Source organism: Bacteroides sp. AR20 (genome assembly GCF_964250605.1).
Classification (GTDB): Bacteria; Bacteroidota; Bacteroidia; order Bacteroidales; family Bacteroidaceae; genus Bacteroides; species Bacteroides uniformis.
Genome location: NZ_CAXUGK010000052.1, coordinates 1 through 12,737, shown reverse-complemented (window position 1 = coordinate 12,737; position 12,737 = coordinate 1). Strand labels below are relative to the sequence as shown.

Sequence of the window (12,737 nt, the reverse complement as noted above, 5' to 3'; positions counted from 1 at the left end):
CTCTCTGAAAAATAAATGTTTTTATTGCTTATTATCCGCACCCAAAAAGTTGCATTTATAAGTTGAACTCAAGAGATACGATTTCATCGAAGAAAGTCCTTCTTGCCTTTTTCTTATGGCTTTTCTATGTTTTCTAAACATTTTAAGCTAAATTTGCGCTCGAAACATAGACTTTAGGGCATTATGAAGAATAGACACATTGCATTTTGGTTAATTGCTACGATGATTTCTTCGTCGGTGATGGCACAGAATACGCTGGATACCGCCTCGAAGAACAGTGGACAGGAAACAACTGCCAAAGCCGACACCTTGCCGGATATAATGAAAGAATACATGATTCTGAAATTGAAACCGGAAGGTATGGGGTACAGGCTGGATACTGTTTCCATATTATATGAAAGGTATATCGGAGTGCTGGATTATTTGAATGACCCCACGACTCCGGAGCGTTATATACCTTCCAATCCGAACTACTATAGGTTGTTCCTTCCCCTTACCTATTATTATGCTCCCATGAGACGCCTTTCCAAGGTGGACTGGCATTTCCAGGTGCCTGATACGGTGCCTGCCCTGACGCGCGAGATGTTGCCGTTCGACACACTGAGTTTCACCTCAAAGGACCGAGCCAACAAACTGGTGGACCGTACGCTGCTGAACACGTATGTGAATTGTCCCAATCTGGTTGTAATGACCGAGAAGGAGGTGATGAAAGGGAAGATATTCAAGGATAATATAGAGAAGGAGGTTTCTTCCAAGCCGTCCGTCGTGAAACTGTTTGCGCAGGAGAATATGGTGGGAGTGAAGGAGGAAGCCGACGTGATTATCCACAAGCCCAACTGGTGGGTGACGGGTGGAAACGGTTCGTTGCAGATTACCCAGAACTATATCTCCGACAACTGGTACAAGGGAGGTGAGAGCACTAACGCCGTGCTTGCCAACCTGCAATTGTTTGCCAACTATAATGACCGTGAAAAGGTGCAGTGGGAAAATCTGCTCGATGCCAAGCTGGGCTTCAGCTCCGCACCTTCCGACGAGTTTCATAACTATCTGGTAAGTACCGACCAGCTTCGGCTGTACAGTAAACTGGGTATTCAAGCTGCGTCCAAGTGGTATTATACCATCACGACTGAGTTTAAGACCCAGTTCTGCAATGGCTACAAGGCCAACAGTGAAGAGCTGGTTTCGGCTTTCTTTGCTCCGGCGGACTGGTCAAGCAGTATCGGTATGGACTACAAGTTGAAGAAGCAGAAATTCAGCTTGTCCGTTTTCATGGCTCCGCTGACGTACATGCTGCGCTATGTGGGGAATAAGGGTGTGAATGAAGTGAGTTTCGGTCTTGAGGAGGGCAAGTGCGTGAAGCATAACTTCGGTTCGCAGATACAGCCTACACTTTCGTGGACCATCATTCCTTCCATTACGCTGGATTCCCGCCTGGACTTCCAGACCAGTTATGAGTGGACGCGTATCGAATGGGAAAACACGGTGAACTTTGTGCTGAACCGCTATCTTTCCACCAAGCTCTATGTGCACGCCCGCTATGACGACAGTGCCAAGCCGACGGAAGGGGACAGCTATTTTCAGGTAAAAGAATTGCTCAGTTTCGGTATCAATTATAAATGGTAAATAAACAAATGGTCTGTTCGGAGTGAACAGATTATCTGTTTTGGTTAGTCGGACGGTCTGTTTTTCCTTGACAGACCGTCTGTTTTTTGTCTTTTTGTAGTCTGTGGCAGGTGAAAAAACATAAAAACATAGAAAAAGCACGTTTACGAACACAGAAAATGCATAGGAAAGGTTTGCAGTTCACAAATAATGCGTAAATTTGCCGCGATTTGTAATGCACACTTTGCAAAATGGCGAATACTATAAAACATCAAGGTATTGTGGAAAACATAAACGGTTCTCATCTCCAAGTGAGAATCATCCAGACTTCAGCGTGCGCTTCGTGTAGTGTCAAGGGACATTGTACCTCTGCGGATACGAAAGAGAAACTTGTCGATGTGGCCGATGCCAATGCCGCATCCTACCAGCCCGGCGACCGTGTATGGGTGACGGGCGAACTTTCAATGGGAGTGATGGCAGTTCTGTTTGCCTTTATATTTCCTTTCCTTATTCTGATAATCTCACTATTTGTCTTTATGGCTATCTGGAATGACGAGCTGCGTTCCGCGCTTTGTTCGCTAGCACTTCTTGTACCTTATTATAATATATTGTGGCTGAACAAGTCGCGGATGGGTAAGAAGTTCTCATTCTCCGTACGACCGATGAACTAACTAATAATAAAACAAATAATTAATAAACAACTAATTTATGAATGTAATTCTGATTGCAGTGATTTCATTGGGAGTTATAGCGCTGGTATCGGCCGCTATTCTTTACGTGGCTTCCAAGAAATTCGCCGTGTATGAAGATCCGCGGATTGCCCAGGTAGCAGAGGTGCTTCCCCAGGCAAATTGCGGTGGATGTGGTTACCCCGGTTGTAGCGGATTTGCAGATGCTTGCGTAAAGGCAGGTTCGCTGGATGGTAAACTTTGTCCGGTGGGTGGACAGCCCGTCATGACAAAGATTGCCGAGATTCTGGGCTTGGATGCCGCTGCTGCCGAACCTATGGTTGCGGTGGTGAGATGTAATGGAACTTGTGCCAACCGTCCTCGTGTGAACCAATACGATGGCGCCAAGAGTTGTGCCATTGCGGCTTCTCTCTATGGTGGTGAAACGGGTTGTAGTTATGGCTGTCTGGGATGCGGCGACTGTGTGGCTGCCTGCCAGTTCGATGCTATCCACATGAATCCGGAGACCGGACTTCCCGAAGTGGATGAGGAAAAGTGTACGGCTTGTGGAGCTTGTGCCAAGGCTTGTCCGAAATCTATTATTGAAATCCGTCCTCAAGGCAAGAAATCACGTCGTATTTACGTACAGTGTGTAAACAAGGACAAGGGGGCCGTAGCACGCAAGGCTTGTACCGTGGCATGTATCGGTTGCGGCAAGTGTGTGAAGGTTTGTCCGTTCGAGGCTATCACGCTGGAAAACAATCTGGCTTACATTGACCCCAATAAGTGCAAATCCTGTCGCAAGTGCGAGGAAGCTTGTCCGCAAAACACAATCATTGCCCTCAACTTCCCGCCGCGCAAACCGAAGGCTGACGATACAGCTCCCCAAGTAAAGGTTGCAGTTCCTAAAGCTGAGGTTGAGACTCCTAAAGCAGAGGTTTAGACTTCCCAAGTTGAGGTATGAATTAATAAAGTAAATAAACGACTAAAAATACAGAATTGTATGTTGAAGACATTTTCAATTGGTGGAGTCCATCCACACGAAAATAAACTTTCAGCACATCAGCCTATCATCAAGGCAGAGATTCCGGCCAAGGCCGCTATCTTGCTGGGACAGCACATCGGTGCTCCTGCCAAGCCTATCGTTGCCAAAGGTGATGTTGTGAAAGTGGGTACAAAGATTGCCGAGCCCGGCGGTTTTGTATCAGCAGCCATTCATTCGTCTGTCAGCGGGAAAGTCGCTAAGATTGACACGATTGTCGATGCCAGCGGTTACGCCAAGCCTGCTATATTCATTGACGTAGAAGGGGATGAATGGGAAGAATCCATTGACCGTTCCGAAACGTTGGTGAAGGAATGCAGTCTGACCTCCGAGGAAATCGTGAAGAAAATCGCTGATGCCGGTATCGTAGGTCTGGGCGGTGCATGCTTCCCTACGCAGGTCAAGTTGTGTCCTCCTCCTGCATTCAAGGCAGAGTGTGTCATCATCAACGCCGTAGAGTGCGAACCGTATCTGACTGCCGACCATCAGCTGATGCTGGAACATGCGGAAGAAATTATGGTAGGTGTATCCATTCTGATGAAAGCGGTAAAGGTGAACAAGGCATTCATTGGCATTGAGAACAACAAGCCCGATGCCATCCAGCTGATGACGAAGGTTGCTTCCAGCTATGCAGGTATCGAGGTGGTACCCTTGAAGGTACAATATCCGCAGGGTGGTGAAAAGCAGTTGATTGATGCTGTCATCAGTCGCCAGGTTGCAGCCGGTGCGCTGCCTATCTCCACGGGAGCTGTGGTGCAGAATGTGGGTACCGCATTTGCCGTTTACCAGGCCGTACAGAAGAACAAACCTCTGTTTGAGCGTGTCATTACCGTGACTGGTAAGTCGTTGGCAAAGCCGTCCAATTTCCTGGCACGTATCGGTACGCCGATGAAGCAGCTGATTGAAGCTTGCGGCGGTCTGCCCGAAGATACGGGCAAGATTATCGGCGGTGGCCCGATGATGGGTAAAGCTCTGGTAAATACGGATGTACCGACAGCCAAAGGAAGCTCCGGTATTCTGATTATGAACGAGAAGGAAGCCAAGCGCGGCGAGGTACAGCCTTGTATCCGTTGTGCCAAGTGCGTGGGAGCCTGCCCGATGGGGTTGGAGCCGTATCTGCTGGCTACCGTTTCGGCCCACGGAGATTTTGAAAGAGTAGAGAAAGAAGACATTATGTCGTGTATAGAATGCGGTTCATGCCAGTTCACTTGTCCTTCCAACCGTCCGATGCTGGATTATATCCGCTTGGGTAAGGGTAAGGTAGGAGCGATGATCCGTGCACGTCAAGCTAAAAAATAACGAAGTATGAATAAATTAATCGTATCCCTTTCGCCCCACGTTCACGGCGGTGACAGCGTGAAGAAGAATATGTACGGTGTGCTTATCGCATTGATTCCGGCATTCCTTGTTTCGCTTTACTTTTTCGGACTGGGTGCGCTGATTGTTACGGCCACTTCCGTAGCAGCCTGCTTGTTCTTTGAATGGGCCATCGGCAAATTCCTCATGAAAAAAGAGACCACAACCATCACCGACGGCTCTGCCATCATTACCGGTGTGTTGCTGGCCTTTAACCTGCCTTCCAACCTGCCCATCTGGATTATCATCCTTGGTGCCTTGTTTGCCATCGGGGTAGGCAAGATGTCCTTCGGAGGTTTGGGTTGCAATCCCTTTAACCCTGCACTGGCAGGACGTGTGTTCCTGTTGCTTTCATTCCCCGTGCAGATGACGACATGGCCGGCTGTAGGCCAGTTGACAGCCTATACGGATGCCACGACGGCTGCTACGCCGCTGGCTATTATGAAAGGTGTCATCAATGGTGCTCCGGGCATGTCCCTGAGCGACCTTCCGGGAGCTTTCGACCTTCTGATAGGTAATAATGGAGGATGTCTCGGTGAGGTGAGTGCCTTGGCGCTGCTGCTTGGTTTGTTCTACATGTTGTGGAAGAAAATCATCACCTGGCACATTCCGGTATCTATTCTGGTGACGGTATTCGTGTTCTCCGGTATCATGTATCTGGTCAATCCGGAACTTTATGTATCCCCGGTCGTACAGTTGTTGTCCGGTGGTCTGATGCTGGGTGCTGTCTTTATGGCTACGGACTACGTGACTTCTCCGATGAGCCACAAAGGTATGCTGATTTATGGTGTTTGCATCGGCCTACTGACTGTCATCATCCGTCTGTTCGGTGCATATCCGGAGGGTATGTCGTTTGCCATTCTGATTATGAATGCGTTCACTCCGCTCATCAACACCTATGTTAAACCTAAACGCTTTGGGGAGGTAGCGAAGAAGAAATGAAAAAGTTAGAATCATCCTTGAAGAATATGTTGCTGGTACTTACGGGCGTTACCGCAATCTCCGTAGCGTTGCTGGCTTATGTAAACGAATTGACGAAGGAGCCCATTGCGCAGGCCAATGCAAAGACCTTGAGCGATGCCGTAAGTGCGGTGGTTTCGGGCTTCGACAATGACCCCATCGCCGAGAAGAAGATGCAGGAAGTAAACGGAGTACAGTATTCTGTATATCCTGCCACCAAAGGCGGAGAATATATCGGAGCTGCTGTGGAAGCTGTTGCCATGGGGTTTGGCGGTGAGCTGAAAGTGTTGGTCGGTTTCGATGCTGAAGGCAAAATCATCGACTACTCCTTGTTGTCGCATGTGGAAACTCCGGGGTTGGGCTCCAAAGCTGCCGACTGGTTCAAGAAAGGCAATAAAGGTGACATCACCGGCATGAATCCGGGTGAAGCTGCATTGACAGTGAGCAAGGACGGTGGTAAAGTAGATGCCATTACAGCGTCTACCATCACCTCACGTGCTTTTTTGAATGCAGTGAATGCGGCTTATGCTGCCTATGCCGGTCAGGAAACTGCCGACGGCACTACCGGCGCTACTCAAAAGAATGTTGAACAACCTGCTGATTCCGCAGCTCCCGAAGCTGTGGATACACTCAGCGCTAAATGAGAAAGGAGTAGAAGATATGAATAATTTTAAAGTTATGATGAACGGGATTATCAAAGAGAATCCTACGTTTGTACTCCTGCTGGGTATGTGTCCTACACTGGGTACCACTTCCTCTGCCATTAACGGTATGGGTATGGGACTGGCTACAATGTTCGTGCTGATATGTTCCAATGTGGTGATTTCTGCCATCAAGAATCTGATTCCCGATATGGTGCGTATCCCTTCATTCATTGTAGTCATAGCATCATTTGTGACACTGTTGCAGATGATAATGCAAGCTTACGTTCCTGCATTGTACGCCACACTGGGCCTGTTCATTCCACTGATTGTTGTAAACTGTATCGTATTGGGACGTGCCGAGGCATTTGCTGCCAAAAACAATCCGGTGGCTTCCTTGTTCGACGGTCTGGGCATGGGCTTGGGCTTTACCATTGCACTGACATTACTGGGTGCCGTGCGTGAGTTCCTGGGAACCGGCAAGATATTCAACTTGAGTATCCTTCCTGAAGAATACGGCATGTTGGTATTTGTCCTTGCTCCGGGTGCATTCATCGCATTGGGCTATCTCATTGCTTTAATCAACAGTATGAAGAAGAATTAATAATGAAAAATTAAAAATGAAAAAATTGAGAACGTATCGGCGGTAGGCTGCCGGGCTTTTAATTTTTAGTTTTTAATTCTTAATTTAATGATTATGGAATATATATTGATATTTATCTCGGCAATCTTTGTAAACAACATCGTATTGTCGCAATTCTTGGGAATTTGCCCGTTCTTGGGAGTTTCCAAGAAAGTGGAGACTGCATTGGGCATGTCGGCAGCGGTGGCATTCGTGCTCACCATCGCCACTATCGTGACATTCCTTATTCAGAAGTATGTGCTCGACGCTTTTGATTTGGGCTATTTGCAGACTATTACCTTTATCCTGGTGATTGCCGCATTGGTGCAGATGGTAGAGATTATCCTGAAGAAAGTTTCTCCTTCTCTGTATCAGGCCTTGGGCGTGTTCCTGCCGTTGATTACTACCAACTGCTGTATTCTCGGTGTGGCTATCCTTGTTATCCAAAAAGATTATGATTTGCTGACGGGAGTGGTTTATGCATTCTCCACGGCACTTGGTTTCGGCTTGGCACTGACACTGTTTGCAGGCCTGCGCGAGCAAATGAGCCTGGTTAGTGTACCGAAAGGTATGCAGGGTACTCCGATAGCTTTGATTACTGCCGGACTGCTGGCAATGGCATTCATGGGCTTTTCGGGGGTTGTGAAGATTTAAAGAAGAAAAACCGGAAATAAAGTGGAAGGGGGATAAACTAAAATTTATCCCCCTTTTTCTGTTTTTATTAATTTATTTCCTTACATTTGTGGCGTATTGATAACCTAAAAGCTAAATTATCTATATTTAATATGAAAGGGAAAATCTTAGTTACGGGTGGAACCGGTTATATTGGTTCTCACACGGTGGTGGAACTTCAAAACGCAGGTTATGAAGTTGTTATTATTGATAATTTGTCAAACTCCAGCGCAGATGTTGTAGATAACATAGAGAAGGTATCGGGCATCCGCCCTGCATTCGAGGAATTGGATTGCTTGGATTATGCCGGTCTTGACGCTGTGTTTACCAAATATAAAGGCATTAAAGCCATCATTCACTTTGCGGCCAGCAAGGCTGTGGGTGAATCTGTCCAGAAACCATTGCTTTACTATCGTAATAACCTGGTTTCACTGATAAACCTGCTGGAATTGATGCCGAAGCATGGAGTGGAAGGTATCGTATTCTCTTCTTCCTGCACAGTTTACGGCCAGCCGGACGAACTTCCGGTAACGGAAAAGGCACCTATTAAGAAAGCTGAGTCTCCGTATGGAAACACGAAGCAAATCAATGAAGAGATTGTACGTGATACGGTTGCTTCCGGTGCTCCGATAAACGCCATCTTGTTGCGTTACTTCAACCCGATAGGTGCACACCCCACAGCATTGCTGGGAGAGTTGCCTAACGGTGTACCGCAGAACTTGATTCCTTATCTTACCCAGACCGCTATCGGCATCCGTGAGAAACTGAGCGTGTTTGGTGACGATTATGATACTCCCGACGGTTCTTGTATCCGCGACTTCATCAATGTAGTCGATTTGGCCAAAGCACACGTAGTGGCTATCCGCCGTATCTTGGAGAACAAGCAGAAGGAAAAAGTGGAAGTATTCAATATCGGTACAGGTCGTGGACTTTCCGTATTGGAACTGATTAATGCTTTCGAAAAGGCTACCGGTGTAAAACTGAACTATCAGATAGTAGGGCGGCGTGCCGGTGATATTGAGAAGGTATGGGCAAACCCGGAATTGGCAAACAATGAACTGGGTTGGAAGGCAGAAACAAGTATTGAAGATACTTTACTTTCTGCATGGAAATGGCAGTTGAAGCTTCGTGAAAGAGGTATTCAATGACAAACTTTGAATTTGTGTTTTTTAACAAATAGGCAATAAACAAATGCCTCCCCGCATTTGTTTATAATGTGCAAATCAGCCTGAAGCTGTTTATGTATATGTGAATATCCGTAACTAGTACGTATGCCTCCCCGGCATAGACAGGTAAGATTGCATAGTAGTTTTGTCGTGTTTTATTTTGTGTTTGTGTTGTGAATAAGCCTTGTCGAGAGACAAGGCTTATTTTTTGTATATTATATACAGAACCTCTGTTGTCAATTCAGTGTTTTTTCATAAGATGGGTGGGCAATTCCTTTTTCTTGCTAATTGTTAACTGACGTTATCATGTCTGTAACAATTTGTTCCAATTGTAGTATTAATCGTTCAAAATAGTCTTTTTTGTTCAAAAAATGCTATACACGGTAACAACTACATGCAAATTGTTTATACATTTGCGTTGTTGTTTATGTAACTATTGGGATGAACAAACCATAGCTGACAAACGTTAATAGGTACGAGTACATAGCTGATGAAAGACGCGACTTGGCTGACTTGTTAATGAGGATACACGCGACTTACAACTTAGTATTGGGAAAAATAATTAAGGAAATATAGAATAAAAAGATTGCTTATGTCACAGATTGTCGGACATATCTCACAGGTAATCGGGCCTGTAGTAGACGTCTATTTCGAAGGAACGGAGGCAGAAATGATGTTGCCGAGTATTCACGACGCACTGGAAATAAAAAGGTCGAACGGCAAAAGACTGATTGTAGAGGTACAGCAGCACATTGGTGAAAACACGGTGCGTACTGTTGCTATGGACAGTACGGACGGCCTGCAGAGAGGAATGACAGTGCATCCGCTGGGAGGCCCCATCACCATGCCGATAGGTACACAAATCAAAGGCCGCCTGATGAACGTAGTGGGCGACTCTATCGACGGCATGAAGGAGTTGGACCGTACAGGTGCTTATCCCATCCATCGCGACCCCCCTAAGTTTGAAGATTTGACTACCGTACAAGAGGTGCTTTATACAGGCATCAAGGTTATCGACTTGCTGGAACCATATAGCAAGGGCGGTAAAATCGGTCTGTTTGGTGGCGCCGGTGTAGGCAAGACGGTGCTTATCCAAGAGCTCATTAATAATATTGCGAAGAAGCAGCACGGCTTCTCTGTGTTTGCCGGTGTAGGAGAACGTACACGTGAAGGCAACGACCTGCTGAGAGAAATGATTGAATCCGGCGTTATCCGTTACGGAGAAGAATTCAAGAAAGGTATGGAGGAAGGCCATTGGGATTTGTCCAAAGTAGATTATGACGAAGTGGCCAAATCACAAGTGTCTTTGATATTCGGTCAGATGAACGAACCTCCCGGTGCGCGTCAGTCCGTGGCATTGTCTGGGTTGACGGTGGCCGAGTCCTTCCGTGACATGGGAGCGGAGACGGACGGTCCGCGTGACATTCTGTTCTTCATTGATAATATCTTCCGTTTCACCCAAGCCGGTTCCGAGGTTTCGGCCTTGCTGGGCCGTATGCCTTCTGCCGTAGGCTATCAGCCGACACTGGCAACGGAAATGGGTGCCATGCAGGAGCGTATTACCTCTACAAGAAACGGCTCCATCACTTCCGTGCAGGCTGTATATGTGCCTGCCGATGACTTGACGGACCCGGCACCTGCCACAACGTTTACCCACCTCGATGCCACCACGGTGTTGAGTCGTAAGATTACTGAACTTGGTATTTATCCTGCTGTGGACCCGTTGGAATCTACTTCACGTATTCTCGACCCACACATCGTGGGGGTAGAACACTACGAAGTGGCACAACGTGTAAAACAAATATTGCAGCGCAACAAGGAATTGCAAGACATTATCTCCATCCTTGGTATGGAGGAACTCTCTGATGCCGACCGTACGTTGGTGAACCGTGCACGTCGTGTGCAGCGTTTCCTTTCACAGCCGTTTGCCGTTGCCGAGCAGTTTACGGGTGTCCCAGGTACAATGGTTTCCATTGAGGACACTATCAAAGGCTTCAAGATGATTCTTGACGGAGAGGTGGACTACCTGCCCGAACCTGCTTTCTTGAATGTGGGAACCATTGAAGAAGCCATTGAGAAGGGTAAGAAACTACTGGAGCAGGCAGGGGGAAAAACGATTAAAAATTAAAAGTCTGGGAGCTTTGATGATGAAAAAGTTGCATTTGAATATTGTTTCACCGGAGAAGGAACTCTTCAACGGGGAAGTGGAAAGTGTTACATTGCCGGGCACTATGGGCTCTTTTTCTATCCTGCCGCAGCATGCACCGATTGTATCATCGTTGGGAACGGGGAAATTGATTTACGCAACGGACGGTGAGGAACATGAGTTGGATATTCAAAGCGGATTCGTGGAGATGAGTAACGGAAGGGTTGCCGTCTGTATAGAACAGCAATAGGCTATTAAAAAATTAAAAATTAAAAAATAGAGGTTGTTGGCGTGACTATTACTAAGAGAAACTACTTATTGCATACAGCGCTCTTGACGGTATTGATAGGAATTGTAGGCGGTTGGGCGTATTTTTCGATAAATCCGCATCACTATTTCGGCGGTTATCCGCTGATTCCGCTTTTCTTCTTTGTTTTCGGAGTATTCATGATTAATATGACCGAAAGCTGCCGTCACCGGATGCCAGGACGAATGTTGCAGATTTATCTGCTGATGCGTGTGATGAGAATGCTGGTCTCCATGATTGTGATGCTGGTTTATTGCGTTGCAGTACGTGAGGAAGCCAGGGCGTTTTTGTTGACGTTTATAGCCAACTATCTGATATATTTGATTTATGATTCCTGGTTCTTCTTCACTTTTGAGGCGAATCGGAAACTGAAAAAGAAAAGTAACAATGAAAAGATTGCGTAACATACTGACTGTAATTCTGCTGGCACTGGGCATGTTGCTACCCGCCACGGTGCGGGCCGAGAATACGGTGGACGTGAAGGAGATTGTCTTCGGGCATATCGGCGATTCTTACGAATGGCACATCACGACGTGGGGCGAAACTCACGTTACGATTCCTTTGCCGGTAATAGTGCATAGCTCTACCACCGGATGGCATGCCTTTCTATCCTCACGTCTGGAGGAGAACGGTGGAAGTTATGAAGGCTTTTCCATCGCTCCCGCAGGAAGCAAGTACGAAGGCAAGCTGGTGGAGTATGATGCCACCGGAAACGAAATACGCCCGTTGGACATCTCCATCACGAAGGTGACACTGGCTTTGCTCATCAACAGCGCATTGCTGCTTCTCATCATTTTGAGTGTGGCGCACTGGTATCGCAAGCACCCGCAGGGAAGTGCCGCTCCCGGTGGTTTCATCGGGTTTATGGAGATGTTTATCATGATGGTGAACGATGATATTATAAAGAGCTGTGTCGGTCCGAAGTACCGTAAATTCGCACCTTACTTGCTGACGGCCTTCTTCTTTATTTTCATCAACAACATTATGGGGCTGATTCCTTTCTTTCCCGGAGGGGCCAACGTGACGGGAAATATAGCCATTACGATGGTATTGGCCATCTGTACTTTCTTGGCCGTGAATATCTTTGGAACCAAGACTTATTGGAAAGATATCTTTTGGCCGGATGTGCCCTGGTGGCTGAAGGTACCGGTCCCCATGATGCCGTTTATCGAGTTCTTCGGTATTTTCACCAAACCGTTTGCTTTGATGATACGTCTTTTTGCCAATATGCTGGCAGGGCACATGGCAATGCTGGTGCTTACCTGCCTGATATTCATCTCGGCCAGTATGGGACCTGCTTTGAACGGAACGCTGACCGTGGCATCGGTGTTGTTCAATATCTTTATGAATGCACTTGAGTTGTTGGTTGCCTTTATCCAGGCATATGTGTTCACCATGCTGTCAGCCGTGTTCATCGGTCTGGCGCAGGAAGAGCATAAGGAGAAGGCGGTGAAGTGATACGATTATTGGGAATATAAATATCTTGAGTTCAACTTATAAATGCAACTTTTTGGGTGCGGATAATAAGCAATAAAAACATTTATTTTTCAGAGAG

The 12,737-nt window shown here is 46.8% G+C and carries 13 protein-coding genes; all 13 read left to right on the top strand.

Translation table 11 applies throughout. The features are described 5' to 3' along the window. The first annotated feature begins 183 nt into the window (after positions 1-183). Positions 184-1,623 carry a DUF3078 domain-containing protein gene (locus ACESTD_RS18045; protein ID WP_008663544.1) on the top strand — a complete coding sequence of 480 codons (1,440 nt, stop codon included), beginning with the start codon at positions 184-186 and terminating at the stop codon, positions 1,621-1,623. Between the two features lie 230 nt (positions 1,624-1,853). Further along, complete coding sequence (locus ACESTD_RS18040; protein WP_373159075.1) at positions 1,854-2,273, top strand: SoxR reducing system RseC family protein; 420 nt, start codon at positions 1,854-1,856, stop codon at positions 2,271-2,273. 37 nt (positions 2,274-2,310) lie between these two features. Then, positions 2,311-3,213: a Fe-S cluster domain-containing protein gene (locus tag ACESTD_RS18035; RefSeq protein ID WP_005836987.1), complete on the top strand. Its 903-nt coding sequence runs from the start codon at positions 2,311-2,313 to the stop codon at positions 3,211-3,213. 60 nt (positions 3,214-3,273) lie between these two features. Continuing rightward, the gene (gene rsxC, locus ACESTD_RS18030; protein ID WP_005829145.1) at positions 3,274-4,611 is read left to right on the top strand and encodes an electron transport complex subunit RsxC; all 1,338 of its coding nucleotides are present in this window, start codon (positions 3,274-3,276) and stop codon (positions 4,609-4,611) included. Between the two features lie 6 nt (positions 4,612-4,617). After that, positions 4,618-5,610, top strand: a complete 993-nt coding sequence (locus ACESTD_RS18025) for an RnfABCDGE type electron transport complex subunit D (protein WP_005829143.1) — start codon at positions 4,618-4,620, stop codon at positions 5,608-5,610. After that, entirely contained in the window at positions 5,607-6,272 is a 666-nt protein-coding gene (locus tag ACESTD_RS18020; RefSeq protein ID WP_373159076.1) for an RnfABCDGE type electron transport complex subunit G, read from the top strand. Before ACESTD_RS18025 ends, ACESTD_RS18020 begins: the two co-directional genes overlap by 4 nt. A gap of 16 nt (positions 6,273-6,288) precedes the next feature. Further along, positions 6,289-6,873, top strand: coding sequence for an electron transport complex subunit RsxE (gene rsxE, locus ACESTD_RS18015; RefSeq protein ID WP_005829138.1), 585 nt, complete (start codon positions 6,289-6,291; stop codon positions 6,871-6,873). A gap of 93 nt (positions 6,874-6,966) precedes the next feature. Further along, positions 6,967-7,545, top strand: a complete 579-nt coding sequence (gene rsxA / locus ACESTD_RS18010) for an electron transport complex subunit RsxA (protein WP_008663551.1) — start codon at positions 6,967-6,969, stop codon at positions 7,543-7,545. A 131-nt stretch (positions 7,546-7,676) separates the two neighbouring features. Then, a complete protein-coding gene (gene galE, locus ACESTD_RS18005; RefSeq protein WP_005836990.1) occupies positions 7,677-8,711 on the top strand; it encodes a UDP-glucose 4-epimerase GalE in 1,035 nt (344 codons plus the stop codon). A 610-nt stretch (positions 8,712-9,321) separates the two neighbouring features. Further along, positions 9,322-10,857, top strand: a complete 1,536-nt coding sequence (gene atpD, locus ACESTD_RS18000; RefSeq protein WP_005829130.1) for a F0F1 ATP synthase subunit beta — start codon at positions 9,322-9,324, stop codon at positions 10,855-10,857. Between the two features lie 19 nt (positions 10,858-10,876). Continuing rightward, complete coding sequence (gene atpC, locus ACESTD_RS17995) at positions 10,877-11,125, top strand: ATP synthase F1 subunit epsilon (RefSeq protein ID WP_034523421.1); 249 nt, start codon at positions 10,877-10,879, stop codon at positions 11,123-11,125. Between the two features lie 41 nt (positions 11,126-11,166). Beyond that, entirely contained in the window at positions 11,167-11,586 is a 420-nt protein-coding gene (locus ACESTD_RS17990) for a hypothetical protein (protein WP_005829126.1), read from the top strand. Beyond that, the gene (gene atpB, locus ACESTD_RS17985; protein WP_009038492.1) at positions 11,570-12,640 is read left to right on the top strand and encodes a F0F1 ATP synthase subunit A; all 1,071 of its coding nucleotides are present in this window, start codon (positions 11,570-11,572) and stop codon (positions 12,638-12,640) included. The genes ACESTD_RS17990 and atpB overlap by 17 nt, the downstream gene beginning before the upstream one ends. The last annotated feature ends 97 nt before the right edge of the window (positions 12,641-12,737 follow it).